Raw genomic sequence first — 18,333 nt, 5'->3', positions numbered from 1 at the left:
ACGCATGCGTTGTCGAAACACTAAAACCCAGCTGGCAAAGTTCTGTACTTTTCGTTGCATTATTGTGCACATTTGTATTGCAAAATACAGTAATCATAATCTACCACTTTTAAATGCTCTAACACCCACATCTGTATGAACTTGTTAAATCATTACTTAACTGATTTACCTGCTCAATATACAGATACGTAAGCAGTAATACTTAGTTATTTTTAAATATAAGCTCAACTACTCAGTAAATTCTATATTTAGTTTACAATCTTTCTTTTTAGAATAAACCAGGCCACAACCAGATAAATCAATAGCAGAAATCCGCTAAAAACCATGTTGGCTAACCATGGCATAGTTCCCATGAAAAGCTCTTTCGAGGCCGCATCAAACCATATTAATACGCTAAAGAACGGAATAGCACTAAAAAAAAGCGATTAAAAAGAAACCTTCATTTGAACTGCCCCATAAAAGTTGGACGTGAAAATCCAACTTTTATGGGGTGTTTTTTATGACCAAATTCACAAAGACGTTGAAAATACAGATCGCTGAGCGCTACTTGGCAGGTAAAGACGGCTACACTGCGTTAGGCAATGCGTTCGGGGTGAACCGTAAGAAGATACGTGAGTGGACACTTCTCTACGAACGCTGGGGAGAGACGATCTTCGATCCGTCCTATACAGCCCACTCGCAGGCGTTTAAACTAAGGGTACTAAACGATATGGCGGAAAACGGGCTGTCCTTGATGGACGCGGCCCTAAAGTACCGACTCTCCTCTCTCGGGATGATCTCCACCTGGCGATCGACGTACGAACGGGAGGGACCTGAGGGTCTGGCCGCCAAGCCGAAAGATCGTGCCCCGATGCCGAGACGGAAGAAGCAGGAACCCAAAGAGATGACGGAGGTCGAGAAGCTCAAGGAACGGGTCGAGTACCTCGAGATGGAGAACGCCGCGTTAAAAAAATTGAAAGCCTTGGTTCAAGAAGAGGATGCGCGACGAACCGGATCAAGGCCCAAGTGATCGACGAGCTACGAGCCACCTATCCTGTACCGGGGCTCCTCCAGGTGCTCGATATGGCTCGAAGCGTCTACTACTACTGGCGGACGCGCCTGACGGCCGATGACAAGTACGCGGACGTGAAGGAAGCGATCCAGGCCCTCTTCCACGAACACGAGGGACGTTGTGGCTATCGTCGCATCCATGCGCTCCTCGAGCGCCAAGGCTTCCGGCACGACCCGAAGACCGTGTTGCGTCTCATGGACGAGCTCGATCTCAAGTGCCTCGTCCGCATGAAGAAATATCGGTCCTACAAGGGAGAGGTCGGAACGATCGCACCGAACCTCCTCGAACGGGATTTTCAGGCCACAGGCCTAAACCAGCAGTGGGTGACCGATGTCACCGAGTTCCATCTTTTCGGGGAGAAACTCTATCTCTCACCGATGATGGATCTGTCAAACCGGGAAATCATCGCCTATTCGATGTCCGTTACGCCTAGGTATCCGTTCATCGGCGAGATGTTGGACCAAGCCATCGCAAGACTCGACAGTGATACAAGGCCAATCCTCCATTCTGACCAGGGCTGGCAATACCAGTTCCGAGCGTTCACGGCGAAGCTGCGCGAACACGGCATCACCCAAAGTATGTCCCGAAAGGGTAACTGTCTCGACAACGCGGCCATCGAAAGCTTCTTCGCCGTGCTCAAGTCCGAGCTCCTTTATCTCAGGAAGTTTAAGGATATGGCGCATTTCAAACAGGAGCTCGAGCGCTACATCGAGTATTACAATCATCGTCGAATCAAGAAACGACTAAAAAACCTGAGCCCGGTTGAATACCGGACGCAGGTTCTAAAGGTCGCCTAACAAAATTATTTAGTGTCTAACTTTTTTGGTTCAGTTCACATTTGCATTTTTCCTTTTTTTAGAAACGAAATAACCAAACATAAATATCAGTATAGACCCGATTCCTAAATATACATAAAACAAAGCATCTATCGGCAAGTTAAAGAAATTATCCACTTGTATGCCCCTTCATGAAGACTGTTTTAAGTGTTTACTTGGTTGGGTGAATAGGATCAATTTTTTCAGGAAAGTGATTTTGTGACCCATTACTTACACTACCTTTTGTATCTATACTTGGTGAAAAACTGAAAACTGTCATGATTGTCATGATAATCAATATTTTTTTTACCATCTGATCATCTCCATAGATTCTTCATTTTGGTGAAACGCTACTAATAATTTCTGATATTTAGAATGATTTTTATTTTTATAGTAATCTAAGAGTTCCAAATATCTTTTTCTTATTTCAATATAAGAGTTTTCTTTTTCGATTAATCTTAAGTAATTAGTTTCAAGTAACCGATAGTATTCTTTCTCATTTTTTTTACTCTTTAGAATCATTAAATCGGCATAAACCAAATATTTCTTATGAAGCTTACACTTTGACGCACTATTCTTGAAAGATGATGTAAATTCTAAAATCTCTTCTTCCTGAAGATCGTTTAAATGGAGCTTGGTTTCCCACATGGCAAGAATCAAAAGACATTGATGTTCTTCTTTAGTTGAAAAATATTGCTCGCAACTCTTAAACACTTCAAATGCCTCGTCATATCGTTTTGCATTTTTCAAGAAGATACCATAGTTATATCGCGTCTCGTGTAACATATTTTCATTACGGAACTTTGATAGCATACGCAACAACTCAATATACTCTTTTTCTGCTTCTTTCATTAAACCCAATCTTGAGTAATTAATGGCCATAACCGACTTACAAGTTATCATTCTGGTAAAATTCGTCCCTTTACCAAAAGATTCATATGCTTTGTTCATATGGATTAAAGAAAGTGACGGACTAATGTTATAGCTGTAAATGAGACCTTTCTGGTAAAAGAATTCAGCCTTATCGTCACTCACTATTAGATCTTCATTTGATTCAGCATATTCTGCAGCCTTTTTAGAATCTTTATACTTATTCAGGAAAGACATTTTTAATATGACAAATTTACTCATGTCGGTATTGGACATCACCTCTAAATTATCAAGTGTGTATAAGAGAGATTCAGCCTTTTCATGGTTTTTTTCGTTTAATTCATTGGCCAATTGAGCCAATAGGTATTGATTCAAATAATCACTGACTATGTAATGTGACTCCTCCTTTTCCATCATTTCAAAAGTCGATTTCATTTGACTAACTTCACTGTAAGACCAATGGTAATAAAAGTCATCAATAAGTTTTACTAGTCTTTGATGCTGATCTTTCTCAAAATCAATTTTTTTCCCAAGTCTTTCGAGAAGCAGATGTAATGTCTCTTGATTAGGAAGGTACACACCTTTTTCGATTTTGCTTAAATGTGAGATAGAACATATCCCAGTTGCGACTTCGTGTTGGGTTTTCTTAGCTTTAATACGATTAAATCGGATGATATTCCCAATATATTTATACAATTTAATCTCCTCCACCTCATATTATCCCAAATTTCAAATGGTAAATAAATGCTATATTTTGAATAAGGCTTAGTTCAAAAGTCAAATTTTTAATGTGAAGGAGACAATGAATTTTAGGATTTGTTATTTTCACCAGATTTTCATCAAAAAATATTGGAGGTTTTTTTAATGTTTAAGTCAAAAACAATTAAAATCTTAGGTTCACTAGCTTTGAGCGCATCGATTTTATCAGGAGTGCCAACTTCAGTGTCAGCAGTAGAAAATGATGTTCCTATTTATGCACCAGTTTACGATGGAACGGTATATCAATCGACACTCACTAATACATTAGTAAAGCTTCCTAAATGGACGCATATTGCTACAAACACATCGTCTCTTGTAGACACAGTAAACTATGAGGTTTCTCGTCGTGTATTTGCTACTGGAACTCTTACAGGTGAAACAGAATTTAAAATTTTGCAAAATGGCCTAAAAGTAACAGCCGAGGCTTCTTATGGGACGGATACCACCAAATCAACTAAATTCGCCTTTAATATTCCTCCAAAATCCACGCGGAAATTAGTTTATGGTAGCATCGGTGTCGATACCACAGGAAAATTAGTCACATACTCTAATGGTTTGATATCAAGATCAAAAGCTGTTTCTGCAGACTACACCCGTTACAGCTACTCTGAGAACCTTGCATACTGATATATGAAAAAATATGTTGCTATATACGTTTTAGCGAGTGCTTTAGTATTGGCATCATGTAGCGAAAACGATTCATCAAAGAGTACTTCTTTGGGTAAAGAGATGTCTAACGAGAAAACTGAACAAACTACCCAGGATGTTTCAGGTACAAAACAGTATGTATCTATTAATGAATACATCGAAAGTATGGTAGCTCAACAATTTTCATTTATAAGTTTCGAAAAGGAAGTAGAAAACAATGAATTGATCACAACCGTAACGTTCTCAGTAGATAACATTCTAAGTCCAAAATTCACTTCTACTGAGCAGCAGTTTTACTGGAGTGTTCAACTTCCAACTTCTCTTTTCGAAAAGGTATCGGACGTACCTGAGCCGGTTATGTTTGTTCCTGTATCTGGGGAAGAGTTAACAGATAGTGAGCGAGAAAAATCTCGTTATGCTAACTTTTATCGGATGGAACAACGGTTTAAAGTCTCAGAAGAACACGTCGCGGAAGTAGAAGAGTTGATTCAAAAAAATGACTCTGGATACGCATTTAAACTTCATGATGAAAATTATGAAGAAGCATTCGTATTTGTTGATTTGGAATCTTTTGTAAATATAGACTGATTATTCAACAGCAAAATAGATATTCTCAACAAAAGAATTCACTTCAATCCCGAAGAGAATTCTTTTTTACTACGCTTACTTTAAAGAATTTAAATGGTGTTTTTTGCGTGGCGTTAGACGCGCCCACGCTCTTGGTTTTGACGTTGCCCCTACGCTCCGTGCTTTCCGTCAGAAAGGTCCAGAAACCTAGAGATGCGGCGGTGAACCAACAGCTCTTGTTATCGGGCCGTCAGGGGGGCAGCGGTGCGATGAGCGACTTCGCCCTAAGGCGTTAGACGCTCACGCATGAGCCCGGATCACCATTCCTTCTCCCAGGCCCCCTCCTCAGACTCACCCCAATCCTCGAAGCGATACTTGATGAGCGAATGAACATGTATCACGTCGTAATATGCGTGATAACAACAACGACGGAATGATTTCAACCATAAATTAAAATAATGATGATTGTATAAAAAGACATTCCCCACTTTTAAAGAGAATGTCTTTTCGTGTTTAGTTTCGTCTTCCGTTCACTTTATCGAGCCGGATCTTCTCGATCAACGCATGAATGATCTGTTCATCTCTTCCATCGAAATCTTTGTTGAAGGGAATCCGCCTCCCTTCGAACATAAAGTAATCAAGCAGGTAAGGGACACGCGGTGTCGCGTGGCCCCACGTGTGCTTCGAGCAACGTTCCCAGACCTCGGCTTCGAACTCTTTTGAATACCGCATATGCTCGACAGCGGCCTTGACCTCTGATTTCTTCAGGACGAAGTAGTCCTCGAAGACGAATTTGCCGAGCAACTCGTACCACATCTCCTCGCGAGCTCGCTCTTTAATCGCTTCTACATCGACTTCGACGTGATACGGGGCCTTTTCTTCATTCTTGACCATATCCCGAGCTTCCCCTGTCACCGACTCTGGATACAACTCCCATCCTTCCGGCATCCGTTCTTTGATGAACTGTTCGAGCGCCTCTTCACTGATCCGATAGCCTTTTTTACGCGACTCGAGCGGTTCTGCCTGGATCACGCCTTTTCGTACCCAGTTGCGGACTGTCTCCTTGTGGCTGGTAATCTTGTTCTTCGATAGAATCTCAAATGCCTCGTCAATCGTATACATATATATCCCCCTTTAATACAATGATGTTTTTATTAAATAATACCATAAACATTGTATTAAATTAAGATGTTATCTTAATCCACTTCAAATTAATCAGAAATCGGTGAATGACTTCCAAACAAAAACACCATTCGGCTGAATGGTGTTCATTCTATATGAAATTTAGATACAATTTAAAACAAATCAACTTTCTTTTAAACCATCAATTACATTAAATACTTTCACAAGAAGCTCTTTATCTTTAACCTCATCTTTTTCCAGGCCATCTGGTAAGAAAAATCTCCAAGAAATACTATCTTCCGTATTTCGACCGTTAAAACCTTGAACGTAACCACTTTCCTCATTAGCAGCCATTTCCATCGTAGTATTTTCACTTACAAAAGCAAAGTCCATAAATCCTTCAGTGCCAAAAAAGAAAACTGGATATTTCACTGTGTTGAAGAAAGGGACATACTTTTCTTTGTCGGCCTCAGAGAAAGCACTCTCAGTAATAATTATTGCGTCAAATGTAGACACATTATGGTCCAAAGCACTTAATTTGATGTTTTCATATTTTACATTATTTATCTCAGGGAGTTCTTGATCACCTATTACAGCAATTTCTAAGATTCTTCCTTCATAATTTCCCACTTGATGATTCATATTTTTTTCTTGGGAATGAAAGTTTGGGTTACCACAGCCCACTAATAAAACCGAAAATAAAACTCCTGTAATTAGTTTCCTCATAAGAGTGTGTTCCTCCTTAATAAATAATACATTTTTCATAAATATCTAACCTTTTAACTGCTCTTTCATTTGTTCTTACTTTATTATATACCATGCTTCAATTAAACAAAAATACAATAAAAGATAAATAATGTATTTATAAAACTTTATTTAACATTTTTTTACTTGGTGTTATAGTGATAGTGTTCGGAAAATAATATTACTAAAATTTAGGGGGAACTGAAATGAGAAAAGTATTTGCGTCTTCTTTATGTGCTTCTATGTTAATTATTGGTGGTGTATTCATTAATCCCGATGAGACACAAGCGTCCTCATCGAAGTCTACTAGCAGTGTTTCAAATCTAGAATTGATAGATTTAAACAATTTAGAGGACCTAGAAAAAACAGGTAATGTAACAGTTGAAGAAGTTACATATGATCAGTTTGTAACAGAAACTGCTGAACAGAAGGGTTTATCTAAAGAAGAAGTTAAAAGAATACACCCTAATCGTTCTAAATTATCAGGTACGACTCCATCCAGCTTTTCCACTAGAAGTAGTCTAGTATCAACTCAAGCTGTATCTTCAAATGTAAATAGAATGCATAGAGTTACAATTACACAAAATGTCGGAATCTCTTACAAACCTTCTGTACAAATTTTTATTTGGACATATAGCTCTGGATCATTTGTTCAGTACAAATACATAGAAGATGTTGGTATAATTCAGCCTAGCCAAACTAATTCAAAAAAATTCGAGGGTGTAGTTAAAGCTAAAATCACAGGAACCACTTCAGTTTGGTGGATGATTAATGGTGATTTTTATGATCACGGCAGTACAACGGTTACAGTTGGAGGTCAAGGTCCAGTTGCAGTTAAGGGTAAAACTGTAACAGCAAATTTTAGTATCGCGAATTCAAATACTTTTTATAGAGCTTGGGACAACAGTGGAACAAAATAAATCGAATGTCCATTGATGAATTTCATAGCTCAGTATAATATCTCTCAATTAAATTCTTTAAATTTAAAGGGATTACGATAAAAGTTTACTCAAAAAAATATGTTGGAATATTTTTTTGAGTACGATACAAAAGCGCCTTCGAAGTAATAGATTTTTTAAAATTGCTAGCATGCAGGGCTCATGAAAAAACCTAAAATATTTTAAACAGAGGAGCGTCTTCTAAATCAGGAGTGACGCTCCTCTGTTTTAGTAGCTCTGTAGTTACCCCGCCTGGCATGCCACTTTTAAGGGAGGCATAGAGTCACATATTTTCAGTTGTTTGGTAATAGATTTGTCAAGGTACCTGTTAAAATTACCCCTTCAGCTCCTACTTTGAAGTACTCCTCGTAAGATTCCTGAGCTTGCTCGATGCCTCGATAAATTTTTGTCTGCTCTTTGCGAATGTTTCCACTTTCTTGCTTGTGAAAATTTAGATTGCCTAGTCATTTGATCCTGCGGAGAAAAGCTACTACGTCAGTTGACTTTTTACAATTCATTCCTCACAAATAGAATTCCATGTCGGATGACATTCCCGTGATACTTTCCTAGTGAGTGTAATAATCTTCCTTTCATGTAAATTCTGAATTTAATGTACAGGATTCGGGCGGTATAGGTTTCATTACGTTACGCAAACGTTTTTATACTTAATTGTTTGGATTCAACCTTTCGTTGAACACCTTTTTCATTCGCCAACAGTTCTACAGACGCGCCCACGATCATGCTTTTGACGTTTTCCTCACGCTCCGTGCCTCCCGTCAGAATTGAAGGCACGAACGCTACGAAGCGTCCAACTTGAAGAGGAGAATCAAAAACTTCACTTGGAAGTGCAACTCCTACGCCGCGAAAAAGAGACGTTCGAAAATCGCCTACAGGAACAGGTCGAGCTTGCGGTGCTACGGGAGCGAAACAAGCTATCGGATCACAACTAAAATGAAGAAAAGTACCCAAGATGCTAATCAAATACATCCTCGTAAAATCGAAGGATGCGCTTTTTTGTTCCGTTTCATCCTACAATCTCTACACGTTTTGCCTTGTGACTTTCAAACATCTCTTATATGCTAAGGTGGTGAAATATAGGTCATCAACCACAAAAATAGTCATTTGTTACAAAAATAAATATGTTTATTTCATTTGAATACATTTTAAATGGGTTATAGTAGGATTAAACATAGTCATAAACGAAAGGAATGAACATGTTTAATCGATTATAATGATTAACGAGGAGGTTTCCTATGCGCAATTACAACTATCAGTACCTGACCAATCTGGCCTTACCGATGGAAACGGTACGATTGATTGGTCGCATCAACGAATACAAAGGCAAACAGGACCTCTATAAACAACAGGCGCCTCAAATCCTGAACACCTTGCGTGATGTGGCGGTCATCCAATCGACCAAAGCCTCCAATGCTATTGAGGGGATCGTCGTGACGGAGAGCCGCCTACACACCATCATGTCGAAGACCTCGGACCCGGCCGACCGCTCAGAAGCGGAAATTGCCGGATATCGAGACGTATTGAACTTGATCCATGCTTCGGCACAGGATATCCCGATCAATCCGAACATTCTGCTGCAGCTCCATAAAGAACTTTATAAGTTTGTGCCGGTCGAGGGAGGCCGATGGAAGAATGTCAACAATGAGATCAGCGAAACCTTCCCCGACGGCACGCGTCGGACGCGCTTCGTACCTGTCCCAGCGTTTGAAACACCCGCTGCCGTGCAAGCCTTATGTGACAGTATGAGAGAGCGTCGTCAAAATGAAGACGTCGACCCACTCATCCTGACGGGGATGTTCGTGCTCGACTTCTTATCGATTCATCCGTTCAATGATGGAAACGGGCGTATGGCCCGTCTTGTGACCTTATTGATGCTCTATCAACATGGTTTCGAGGTCGGCCGCTATATCAGTCTCGAGAAGATTGTCGAGGAACGCAAAGAGGATTACTATGAATCGTTACGATTGTCATCGATCCATTGGCATGAGAACCGACAAGACCCGTTCCCATGGATCAACTATCTGTTGAGCGTAATTCTTGCCGCTTATAAAGAGCTTGAGGAGCGCGTTGGCCTGGTTACGTCAGGCAGTCAGAACAAGACCGTTCGAATCAGGCGCTTCGTCGAAGGCCGAATTGTCCCGTTCACCAAATCAGATATTCGACAAGCTTGCCCCGACATCAGCGAGGCGACCATCAACCGTGTCCTTCGTGAATTACGTGACGAAGGAATCATCGCCCCATCTGGACTTGGACGAAGTGCGAAATGGATCAAACAGTGACTGCATGAATACGTGACATTACTTTTTATATAAAAACACCATTCAACCGAATGATGTTCCTCGATTCATAAATTAAATTTTAACCTTTTCATTTTATGCACAAAAAATCTTCATATACAAAGAGAATGACAAGTTGCTCTTTGTATATGAAGTTCAATTATTTTTTAGCTTTGGCAATTTCTTTTGCAAAACGATTCTTTACAGTATCTTTCATCTTCTCATGTTTTGCTTTATCGTTGTCATGCCCATGTTCTGCTAAGTTAACGATTTGATCCGTGCTCTCTAAATTAAATCTACCATTGGTCATATTAATGACGCCGTACTTGCCATTAGTATTTTTCTTAAGATAAATAATATATTGTTGTCCTCTTGAAATTTCTTGATAGTTCTCAACAGACAATATCTTGGAACCGTCTTCTAACAAAGCAATCGGCTCTATAACAGAAATCTTTTTATTGTCCGCTACCTTTTCTGAAGCTGGTTGTTTCAAAACTTGTTCAACCGTAATCGATGTCTTTGTGTAAAAATCTTCGATAGCTTTTGGTAAACCTTCTTCTTCATCACTACTTGGTACATATTTCACGATGTGTTCACGATCCATAAAGTCTTCATTTGTGCTTGCTATAACCACTAATTCTGCATCAGCAAACAATTCAGCCTCTGTTTCATATTCAACAAAGTTACCATGTGTGACAACACGCTCAACTTCACTATTTTCATTCGTACTACTTTGACTCACATTAACTTCGCTTGAGCTAATTTTCTTAGAATTAATCTCATTAGACCCGGTATCAACGTTATCTCCATTACACCCAACTAACAGTAAAGAAGCTGTCATTGCCGAAAGAAGAAAATATGTGCTTTTCATTTAAACTCCTCCTTTTACCACTTTTTATTAATTTCTCCAGAATCATAACTTGTTAGAGTAGAAGGAATGTTATACCACCCTTGAACCATAACAGAGTTATATGGAGGCGTCACATGGGCCATTTTCAACGTATGACCAACTTCATGGGCAGCATTATAATTTACCCGTGAAGAAGTAAATGTTGATTGTGCTCTCATTTGGTTATCGTAAATAAATACTGTTGTATAATCCCAGTACCCACCCACTGCTGCTTGCGTACCCGTGCTAGTATAAGGAATGATTTGTCCTAACAGACCACTAACAGATGTATTTCCTACATAATAAATATCGGGACGCGCCGACGTTGAAGTCGTTTTTTTAATGTTAACTTTTGAATTTGCATTCCAATAAGAACGGGCAACATCGTAGTTCCCAACGTATCCATATGTACTAACGCTTGAATGATAGTAAGCATATGGTGCGGCATTATTTTTCCTGCCTCCTGCAAAATAGTCAGCTTGTGCTACAGATTCAAAACATACGGTAGTGAAGAATACGGCTGTAAACAATGCCATCCAAACTTTAAAACGTTTTTTCTTTGTATTAAACATAAATATTCCCTCCTTTTTGTTTTTCAATGCCTTGTCATAAAGACATCATAACTCTATCATATTTTTCTTTTTATCCCTATAATGGATTGTTTAATTTTTACATAAAAATACGCATCTAAAAATTTAGGTCGAGAGATGGATTGCAACGGGATGACGACTAGCGAAAAAATGTGAGTCATATGTAGCTTTATTCAATCTTCTGATATTCAGTGACCTGTATATTAAATTTGATTACCATCAGAACAGACTCTAACGAATAATCAATACGAATCGTATCCAAATAAAAGCACCATCGTTAAATTGTACTAGAGGATTATGCACGAGCCTGGTCCATTATTCCTTCTTATGTCCGACGCCCTCGGACACGAATCACTCTTTGAACCGGCACTTGATGAGCCGATGCCCATGCATCCCTTCATATTCAAATTCATCCTTGGATAGTTCAGAGACGACAAAGCCAAAGTCCCCCTCTGCCAATAGTATCTGTGCGATGCAATAATTTATCATAAAATAACAAGGAGAGGGGACTGCTTCAAGTAAATTCTTATCATTCTAATCTAATGATAAATGATACAAATCAGAAAGGATTTATGTAAATTTTGACTATATTTAGTTAGTTCACTTGACTGTAACTTATTATAAGGAACTTACACTCACCCCTCTTAATTTAAGAAAACCATAAAGAGAGTTTAATCAGACAGCCTATGCCCTTGCATTTGACTTTGCTCTTACGCTCCGTGCCTCCCGTCAGAAAGGTCCAGGAACATAGAGATGCGGCGGTGAGCCGGCAGCTCTTGTTATCGGACCGTCAGGGAGGCAGCGGTGCGATGAGCGACTTCGCCATCAGGCGTTAGACGCTCACGCATGAGCCCGAATCACCATTCCTTCTCCCATGCCCCGTCTTCAGACACGCCCCAATCCTCGAAGGGATACTTGATGAGCCAATGGACATGCATCACCTCATATTCGAATACACCCTTGGATAGCTCTGAGACGACGAAACTGACGTCCCCATTCGCCACCACCCATGTTCCGTAAAGATACACGATTTTGATTGGACGTTCTTCTGCATCCAGATAGATCAACACCCGGAAGTAAGGCGAGTTCCGTCCTTCATCGAACCGGACAACCTTCTCGACGCAATGTTCCTTGTCGACGACACGCATCCACTCGGGATGTTCCATCAGTTCCGAGAACACGGTCTGGACGAACGGATCCAATCCCGCGAACGCATAGTCATCAAGCAGTCCCTCGTTCATCACGTCTCCCCCCTTCTGGTCCTCTCTAAAACGATTCCCCCTCCAGAGCCAGTTCAGTCCTTGTTCATGAGCCTACAGAAATGAAGATTTTTAAAAAATGTATACACATATACACGTATACAAATCTACATGTATACAAATCTACATGTATACATGTATACAATGATTCCTTTTTCTTATGTACGACGATTCCGTCGAATCATATTGGTATTGAAGAAGACGGTGAGGTGGGTCAAGCGCTCTCCTTCCTTCACATCACAAAGCAGATCCATGCTCACAAGTTTTAAGTCGTCAAAATCTTCTTGAAGCCGGTCAGGAAGGCGTCGAAGCAATACCTCCGTCATCTCGTCCATCGTCTGTTGATCTAGTTGGTAGCTGTCCATCTGAATCATCCTCTCCATTTGATAGCTCAATGATACCTCGCATCCACGCAATCAACATCTCGCCTAATTTCACGTAAGCCCTGGTGTTGTTTCAAACAAGCCCTAGGGCTTGTTTCGAAAACATGCTCATTTTCAATAAACAAACTGTGTTTTCACTCCTGACATTTCATCAAACAATCTTCTTACGAGACAGACCAAAACAATGTCCAATCTTCACACACGAACCATCTCGTTTTCGTCATGCGAAAACGGACCTTTTCCGGATCCCGCTCTATGGATCCAGGCGAGAGCAACGCGAGTCGCCCGGCTCGTCAAAGAAAAACGCACGTTTTTCGTCCTTGCCCTTACCGGACGGACCGGGACCGGTCCCCCGGCCCCACTCCATTCCGTTCAACCCATGTAACCTCGCTGTTTCATGCTGACATACGACTCGTCCGCTCCGAGGATGAGATGGTCGAGCACCGGGATGCCGATGAGGTCCCCTGCTTCATGTAACCGTTCCGAGACGAGGATGTCCTCCCGGCTCGGGGTCGGGTCCCCGCTCGGATGTTGGTGACAGACGATGAGGCATGAGGCGTTGTTCAAGATGGCGCATTTGAAGACTTCCCGTGGGTGGACGACGCTCGAGTTGACGCTCCCGACATGCGCCCGGTGGACACCGATGACCCGGTTCTTTGTGTTGAGCATGATGACGAGGAACACTTCGCGGTCGTCGTCCCCGATGAACGATGACCCGATTTGTCGGGCGCTGTCCGGCGAATGGATGATGGCGTGCTCGAGGGCGACCATTTCCTCGCGAACCTCTTGTTTGATACGGATGACCTCGATGATGGCGGATAGTTCCATGTTGGTTTGTCCCCTTTCGGATAAGCTGTCCTCAGAACGAACACCGTTGTGCGTCCTGTTGACGGATTCGTTGCGAGCGTCGGGAGACGGTGCAAGGGCGACCGCAGGGAGAGCCTCAAAAAAATGCGTAGAGCAAACGGAGGGACAGGCTTCCGGAGCCAACGAGCGAAAAGCCTCGCTTTGAGCCAAACGCGAAGGAAGACGGGCCGGAGGGCGCGTCATTTTTTTGACGTCCCTTGCACCGACGACCAGCGAGCTAGAGTACGGAAACAGGACGCACGGATCACCAATCACGAAAAAGGCTGTTCAAACGAGAGGAATCGGGTATAAAATAAGAACAAACGTTCGATTTACAGAGAGGAGGAATTGTAATGACGATGTATCGCGACCGGGGTGAGCTGAAATGGATCCCATTCCTCATGCCCGAGCACAAGGCGCTGCTGACGAAGTACTATAAGGAAATCCAGAAGATTGAGATGCCCGATATCGACGAACAGGTCCTATCCGTCTATGAGAACGTGCTGAATGACGCAATTTTCAGTGGGGACATGGTGGAAATTAAATTTGTGGAAGAGCGGGAGATGAAACGGTTCAAGGGGTTCGTGCACCGAACGAACTATTTGGAGCGGACCGTCGAACTGGCCAATCAGCGGGACGGGGTCATCCATGTGCCGTTCGAGGCTATCATCCACGTGGAACGGTCGATGGACTAACGCCCTGGAGGTTGTAAAAAGTTTTGCGCAATCAATTAAATTTTTTATTGATTTTCACAACCTATTTAGATGTTTCTAGTGTTTTAATAAACTAAAGTTCAATGGTTAATGTGTTGTGATACTCATGAATAGGAACTATCTGTTATCATAAAAGTTATAAATAATGTAAAGTAGGGTAAATTAATGGCACATCATAAGTACGCTCTCCAAATGATAAAATTGAATATGAAATCCAAGTGGTACCATGGAACTTTTACTGATGCTTATGAAGATATTCAGAAAAATGGAATTGATGTTGAAAAAGGAATTAAAATGCGCCGTATGCTTGACTTTGGTCCCGGATTTTATTTAACATCAAATAAGAGTCAAGCAGAAAGGTTTATCCTTGGAAAACACCAAAACATCCCTTTTAATAAACATAAAACTCCTTGTGTTATTGAATATAATATTGATATTAGATTTTTAATTTCACAATTTAATGGTCATTTCCTCTTCGAATTTGATAAAGAATTTGCTGACTTCGTTACTTTAAACAGAGAAAAACCTGGCCTGTTGCATTCATACGATTTTGTTTATGGAAAAGTTGCTGATGGAAAATCATTAGTTGAAGCTACTAACCAATACAGAAAAGGTGAAATTTCTGAAAGTAAATATCTAAGAACAATTACACATCTTAGATATGCTGATGATGATCAGCTTTCGATACATAATAGGTCAATCAGTGATATAATTAAAGAAACTAATATGCGAATACTTGAAAGGAGTTGAGTATGTTGATCACTAAACAACGAACAGACAGTAAAAAGCTATTCTCAATCGCTGCTGTAAATTTTATGTCTGCCAATTATGAAGTTAATAAAGAGAATGCAGAAGAGATGGTTGAAGAGTATATTGATCAAATTAATGTTAATAGTGCGGCTGTTCAACATCTAGGTCCTGACTATTTCGCTCTTCAAATCTTAATGGCTAAAAAAATAATCCCTTATGAACCTATGTAATAAAATCACCTTTTAATTTATAAAATCAAAAGGTGATTTTTCTAATTATTAAAACTTTATTTAATCTAATCTGTATCCACTGTAAAGGACATTAAAAAAACTATGCGGCTTGAAAAAGATGGTTCCTGTATTCTACAGGAGTCATCTTTTTCATGTTCCATTGGTAATAATAATAATTGTAGTAGCTAATGTCCCTACGGACCTCATTACGCAAAGAGTTTGAAAATGGCCGGTTCCTCTACCAACAATCGATTGATTTCTCGAACATCGTTAAAGGGGTTCGGAAGAGCCGTTATCTCATGATTCCGTTGTTCGTTGACTACAATCAATAGCGCTTTGTACAAATTTAACGCCTGCCTCTCTACTATTTACATATATTGTATTATACTATATACCATGCTCTAACAATGAGACCAAAACGACTCCTTGTCCTCTGTTAATTTTTATAGAAGTATGATTTAGTTTTTTCTTGTTCTCCCATTCTGTCCTATTTGACATTATCATCGACACGCAGTTACCCGTTGAATTAAACGAACAGGCTCGATTGACCAGCCAACAATGGCCCCCTACCTTTTCGGTAAGAGTCCGTTTGTTTTAGATTAGTAGACTAATTATGAAGTAGAAACCACAACCGCTTACAAGTCTCATTATTTGTCGTTAGACACGCCCATTCTCTTGCTTTTAATATTACGCTTACGCTCCGTGAATCTCTTCAATGAGGTCTAATGTATTAAACAGCAGCTCTTATAATCACAACCTTCGGAGGAGTAGCTATACGATGGATGAATTCATCACGTTGCATTAGACGCTCATGATTAAATCTGTACAAATTCTTGATACACCAATGGAAATCGTAACTAATGTTAAATCTTATTTTTATACTTTGTACATTTTTGCATGCTCTTTTTGACTTGTTCTTAAAGTAAGATAAAAGCGATTATCGAGGGGGATTACAGTTGAGCAAACGAAAAAAGACTTCTAATAATATGGGCCCAGATAAAGGAATAGCAGAAAAGGAAATATATAACTTAAATAGAGAGTTTTACAATAATTATTCTAGAGAATATTTTGAAACAAAACTCATCCTTTTGTCCTCGATTTTATCTAAACCTAATAAGTTTATTGATGTGCTTCATGATGGGGAAGAAGTAAAAGTTGGTGTGTTAAACTACAAGCTCGATGAAGGGGAAATGACGAAAAAGAGGCTTGATAACTTTGCACGCCTCGAATTATCCACGATGTACTACCACTGTATTGAAACATTTCTACGATTATTTTTAGCACATATTTCTTTACCTTCATGTCCCTGGTTGGAAATTTCAAGAGAAACTGATTTTAGAAAATTTAAACAAACAGTATCAGAATTACTTGAAGATAAATTCAAATATAATGATAGTCATTTTACTGCCTTAGAGAATTTTCTATATGTATTTTATGGTGATTACCAAGAAGATTATTTTGAGAAACACAATATTAGTAGAGATGAAGCAAAAGAAATATTAATGAAATGGGTTAAATGGGCAGCAAAAGATTTTATATCTGTGTACGATTACAATGCTTTCAAGCATGGACTAGCCGTATTTACTGATGTTCATGGTATAAGCTTCTCTCATTCAGATAACATTCCCGTCTTTGAAGAACAAGGCGACGCACTTAGGTTTATTGCCAAAAAGAAAAAAAAAGAAAGATGGGTCTGGGAAAAGAAATACGTATTTACCCCATTAGACTTTAGAGCAGTCGCAATCAATATATATAGTGGTCTAATAAATAATTTACTTACAGTTGGAAGAGTCACTTATTTAAGAGAAGAGAGACTTGAGAATATGCTTTTTCTTGGTGGAAAGGATGCAGTACCTGAACATTTCTATCAAATGATAAAAAAAGAAAATGAACTTGGCCTTATGCTTGAAGGATATTCAATCGAACTACTTTACTATAAAACTGATAAGTAAAAAACTGTAGTCATATTACATTTCTACATCTCACTCCGTGCCTCCCGTTAGAAAGGGTCAGGAACATAGGGATGCGTGTTCAAGCAGCTCTTGTTATCAAGCCGTCAGGGGGGCAGCGGTGCGATGAGCGACTTCGCCATCTGGTATGACACGACGAACCTGACCGGGAAAGACATCGCCCCGATAAGCGCCTGGATGGTCGTTTTCGAGGCGATCCAGAACAATGATCCGAACGCGGTCAACATCCTCAACTTAGGCATGTTGTCGGACGAGCAGTTCCTCGACAGTCAGCTCGAGACCATCAAACAGACGATTGAAATCAAATAAGAATGTGCAAATGAGAAAAATACAGTGGCCCTGCTTCTAGAAGACGGCAGGTTCTTTTTTTAAATCTGCCTCCTGGACCACCGTTTCCCGGATTCCGCTCTCCGGATCCAAGCGAGAGCAGTGCGATTCACCCGTCCCCTCAAAGAAAAACGCACGTTTTTCGTCCTTTTATAAAGGAGGAATTATGATGACGATGTATCGATACCGAGGTGAGCTGAAATGGATCCCATTTCTCATGCCCGAGCATAATGCATTATTGACGAAGTATTATAAGAAAGTCCAAAAGATTGAGATGCCCGATGTCGACGAACAATTCCTATCGGTCTATGAGAGAGCACTGAATGACGCGATTTTCAGTGGGGATATAGTGGGGAAGAACAAGAAATGAAGCGATTTAAGGGGTTCGTACACCGCACGAATTATCTGGAGCGGACCGTTGAGTGTCAACAGCGGTTTAAAATTCCTTCTTAATAACGGATTAAAAATCCCTTTTTTACACGTTACTCTTGGAAACTATCGACACGGGTCGGCTGGATGCCGGCCCGTTTCTTTTCCCTCATCCGATATGAATCTCCCCGAATGTTAA

21 protein-coding genes are annotated in these 18,333 nt (G+C 40.3%); 12 read left to right on the top strand and 9 right to left on the bottom strand.

Annotation, left to right across the window (positions count from 1 at the left end):
* Window positions 1–499 precede the first annotated feature (499 nt).
* Window positions 500–1,009: a helix-turn-helix domain-containing protein gene (locus KNP71_RS15290; RefSeq protein WP_058765868.1), complete on the top strand. Its 510-nt coding sequence runs from the start codon at window positions 500–502 to the stop codon at window positions 1,007–1,009.
* Window positions 1,006–1,848, top strand: coding sequence for an IS3 family transposase (locus KNP71_RS15285; protein WP_082665805.1), 843 nt, complete (start codon window positions 1,006–1,008; stop codon window positions 1,846–1,848). The genes KNP71_RS15290 and KNP71_RS15285 overlap by 4 nt, the downstream gene beginning before the upstream one ends.
* 324 nt (window positions 1,849–2,172) lie before the next feature.
* On the opposite strand, the gene KNP71_RS15280 is transcribed toward KNP71_RS15285, so the two are convergent.
* Window positions 2,173–3,432 (bottom strand): helix-turn-helix domain-containing protein, encoded by a 1,260-nt coding sequence (locus tag KNP71_RS15280; RefSeq protein WP_214831024.1) that lies wholly within the window; start codon window positions 3,430–3,432, stop codon window positions 2,173–2,175.
* A 168-nt stretch (window positions 3,433–3,600) separates the two neighbouring features.
* On the opposite strand from KNP71_RS15280, the gene KNP71_RS15275 reads away from it, so the two are divergent.
* Both KNP71_RS15275 and KNP71_RS15270 read left to right on the top strand, forming a co-directional pair.
* Window positions 3,601–4,122: a hypothetical protein gene (locus KNP71_RS15275; RefSeq protein ID WP_214831022.1), complete on the top strand. Its 522-nt coding sequence runs from the start codon at window positions 3,601–3,603 to the stop codon at window positions 4,120–4,122.
* Between the two features lie 90 nt (window positions 4,123–4,212).
* Window positions 4,213–4,731, top strand: coding sequence for a hypothetical protein (locus tag KNP71_RS15270; protein ID WP_058765895.1), 519 nt, complete (start codon window positions 4,213–4,215; stop codon window positions 4,729–4,731).
* A 492-nt stretch (window positions 4,732–5,223) separates the two neighbouring features.
* On the opposite strand, the gene KNP71_RS15265 is transcribed toward KNP71_RS15270, so the two are convergent.
* Together KNP71_RS15265 and KNP71_RS15260 are read right to left on the bottom strand one after the other, a co-directional pair.
* Window positions 5,224–5,832 carry a helix-turn-helix domain-containing protein gene (locus KNP71_RS15265; protein ID WP_214831021.1) on the bottom strand — a complete coding sequence of 203 codons (609 nt, stop codon included), beginning with the start codon at window positions 5,830–5,832 and terminating at the stop codon, window positions 5,224–5,226.
* Window positions 5,833–6,015: 183 nt separating this feature from the next.
* A complete protein-coding gene (locus KNP71_RS15260; protein ID WP_214831020.1) occupies window positions 6,016–6,558 on the bottom strand; it encodes a hypothetical protein in 543 nt (180 codons plus the stop codon).
* 224 nt (window positions 6,559–6,782) lie between these two features.
* Between KNP71_RS15260 and KNP71_RS15255 the strand changes: the two genes are divergently transcribed.
* Window positions 6,783–7,496: a hypothetical protein gene (locus tag KNP71_RS15255; protein ID WP_214831019.1), complete on the top strand. Its 714-nt coding sequence runs from the start codon at window positions 6,783–6,785 to the stop codon at window positions 7,494–7,496.
* A 663-nt stretch (window positions 7,497–8,159) separates the two neighbouring features.
* On the opposite strand, the gene KNP71_RS15250 is transcribed toward KNP71_RS15255, so the two are convergent.
* Entirely contained in the window at window positions 8,160–8,495 is a 336-nt protein-coding gene (locus KNP71_RS15250; RefSeq protein ID WP_144429878.1) for a hypothetical protein, read from the bottom strand.
* A 272-nt stretch (window positions 8,496–8,767) separates the two neighbouring features.
* Here KNP71_RS15250 and KNP71_RS15245 point away from each other — a divergent pair, with 272 nt between their 5' ends.
* On the top strand, window positions 8,768–9,811 hold the full coding sequence (locus KNP71_RS15245) for a Fic family protein (RefSeq protein WP_058765822.1): 1,044 nt from the start codon (window positions 8,768–8,770) through the stop codon (window positions 9,809–9,811).
* Between the two features lie 157 nt (window positions 9,812–9,968).
* On the opposite strand, the gene KNP71_RS15240 is transcribed toward KNP71_RS15245, so the two are convergent.
* From KNP71_RS15240 to KNP71_RS15220, 5 genes are all read right to left on the bottom strand, one after another.
* Complete coding sequence (locus KNP71_RS15240; RefSeq protein ID WP_058765823.1) at window positions 9,969–10,679, bottom strand: hypothetical protein; 711 nt, start codon at window positions 10,677–10,679, stop codon at window positions 9,969–9,971.
* A 14-nt stretch (window positions 10,680–10,693) separates the two neighbouring features.
* Window positions 10,694–11,269, bottom strand: coding sequence for a hypothetical protein (locus tag KNP71_RS15235; protein ID WP_082665795.1), 576 nt, complete (start codon window positions 11,267–11,269; stop codon window positions 10,694–10,696).
* A gap of 875 nt (window positions 11,270–12,144) precedes the next feature.
* Window positions 12,145–12,528, bottom strand: coding sequence for a hypothetical protein (locus KNP71_RS15230; RefSeq protein WP_214831018.1), 384 nt, complete (start codon window positions 12,526–12,528; stop codon window positions 12,145–12,147).
* Window positions 12,529–12,704: 176 nt separating this feature from the next.
* Window positions 12,705–12,911: a hypothetical protein gene (locus KNP71_RS15225; protein ID WP_029596469.1), complete on the bottom strand. Its 207-nt coding sequence runs from the start codon at window positions 12,909–12,911 to the stop codon at window positions 12,705–12,707.
* Window positions 12,912–13,301: 390 nt separating this feature from the next.
* Window positions 13,302–13,757, bottom strand: a complete 456-nt coding sequence (locus KNP71_RS15220) for a JAB domain-containing protein (protein ID WP_034799670.1) — start codon at window positions 13,755–13,757, stop codon at window positions 13,302–13,304.
* 371 nt (window positions 13,758–14,128) lie between these two features.
* On the opposite strand from KNP71_RS15220, the gene KNP71_RS15215 reads away from it, so the two are divergent.
* The 6 genes from KNP71_RS15215 (at window position 14,129) to KNP71_RS15190 (ending at window position 18,135) form a co-directional block, all read left to right on the top strand.
* Window positions 14,129–14,470: a YolD-like family protein gene (locus tag KNP71_RS15215; RefSeq protein WP_251132829.1), complete on the top strand. Its 342-nt coding sequence runs from the start codon at window positions 14,129–14,131 to the stop codon at window positions 14,468–14,470.
* Between the two features lie 183 nt (window positions 14,471–14,653).
* Window positions 14,654–15,238, top strand: a complete 585-nt coding sequence (locus tag KNP71_RS15210; protein ID WP_214831017.1) for a DUF3990 domain-containing protein — start codon at window positions 14,654–14,656, stop codon at window positions 15,236–15,238.
* A 2-nt stretch (window positions 15,239–15,240) separates the two neighbouring features.
* Window positions 15,241–15,468 carry a hypothetical protein gene (locus KNP71_RS15205; RefSeq protein ID WP_214831016.1) on the top strand — a complete coding sequence of 76 codons (228 nt, stop codon included), beginning with the start codon at window positions 15,241–15,243 and terminating at the stop codon, window positions 15,466–15,468.
* 956 nt (window positions 15,469–16,424) lie between these two features.
* Window positions 16,425–17,420, top strand: coding sequence for a hypothetical protein (locus tag KNP71_RS15200; protein WP_214831015.1), 996 nt, complete (start codon window positions 16,425–16,427; stop codon window positions 17,418–17,420).
* A 75-nt stretch (window positions 17,421–17,495) separates the two neighbouring features.
* Window positions 17,496–17,747, top strand: a complete 252-nt coding sequence (locus KNP71_RS15195; protein ID WP_353049161.1) for a DUF5067 domain-containing protein — start codon at window positions 17,496–17,498, stop codon at window positions 17,745–17,747.
* Window positions 17,748–17,934: 187 nt separating this feature from the next.
* Window positions 17,935–18,135, top strand: coding sequence for a YolD-like family protein (locus KNP71_RS15190; RefSeq protein ID WP_251132828.1), 201 nt, complete (start codon window positions 17,935–17,937; stop codon window positions 18,133–18,135).
* Window positions 18,136–18,333: the final 198 nt, after the last annotated feature.

Source organism: Exiguobacterium sp. s56, assembly GCF_018618255.1.
Lineage (GTDB): Bacteria > Bacillota > Bacilli > Exiguobacteriales > Exiguobacteriaceae > Exiguobacterium > Exiguobacterium chiriqhucha.
This window is presented reverse-complemented; position numbering and strand designations above follow the sequence as displayed.

Coding starts and splice junctions, on each gene's coding strand:
- KNP71_RS15290 (WP_058765868.1), top strand. CDS start 500: ATGACCAAATTCACAAAGACGTTGAAAATACAGATCGCTGAGCGCTAC.
- KNP71_RS15275 (WP_214831022.1), top strand. CDS start 3,601: ATGTTTAAGTCAAAAACAATTAAAATCTTAGGTTCACTAGCTTTGAGC.
- KNP71_RS15265 (WP_214831021.1), bottom strand. CDS start 5,832: ATGTATACGATTGACGAGGCATTTGAGATTCTATCGAAGAACAAGATT.
- KNP71_RS15260 (WP_214831020.1), bottom strand. CDS start 6,558: ATGAGGAAACTAATTACAGGAGTTTTATTTTCGGTTTTATTAGTGGGC.
- KNP71_RS15255 (WP_214831019.1), top strand. CDS start 6,783: ATGAGAAAAGTATTTGCGTCTTCTTTATGTGCTTCTATGTTAATTATT.
- KNP71_RS15245 (WP_058765822.1), top strand. CDS start 8,768: ATGCGCAATTACAACTATCAGTACCTGACCAATCTGGCCTTACCGATG.
- KNP71_RS15240 (WP_058765823.1), bottom strand. CDS start 10,679: ATGAAAAGCACATATTTTCTTCTTTCGGCAATGACAGCTTCTTTACTG.
- KNP71_RS15235 (WP_082665795.1), bottom strand. CDS start 11,269: ATGTTTAATACAAAGAAAAAACGTTTTAAAGTTTGGATGGCATTGTTT.
- KNP71_RS15230 (WP_214831018.1), bottom strand. CDS start 12,528: ATGAACGAGGGACTGCTTGATGACTATGCGTTCGCGGGATTGGATCCG.
- KNP71_RS15225 (WP_029596469.1), bottom strand. CDS start 12,911: ATGGACAGCTACCAACTAGATCAACAGACGATGGACGAGATGACGGAG.
- KNP71_RS15220 (WP_034799670.1), bottom strand. CDS start 13,757: ATGGAACTATCCGCCATCATCGAGGTCATCCGTATCAAACAAGAGGTT.
- KNP71_RS15215 (WP_251132829.1), top strand. CDS start 14,129: ATGACGATGTATCGCGACCGGGGTGAGCTGAAATGGATCCCATTCCTC.
- KNP71_RS15210 (WP_214831017.1), top strand. CDS start 14,654: ATGGCACATCATAAGTACGCTCTCCAAATGATAAAATTGAATATGAAA.
- KNP71_RS15205 (WP_214831016.1), top strand. CDS start 15,241: ATGTTGATCACTAAACAACGAACAGACAGTAAAAAGCTATTCTCAATC.
- KNP71_RS15190 (WP_251132828.1), top strand. CDS start 17,935: ATGACGATGTATCGATACCGAGGTGAGCTGAAATGGATCCCATTTCTC.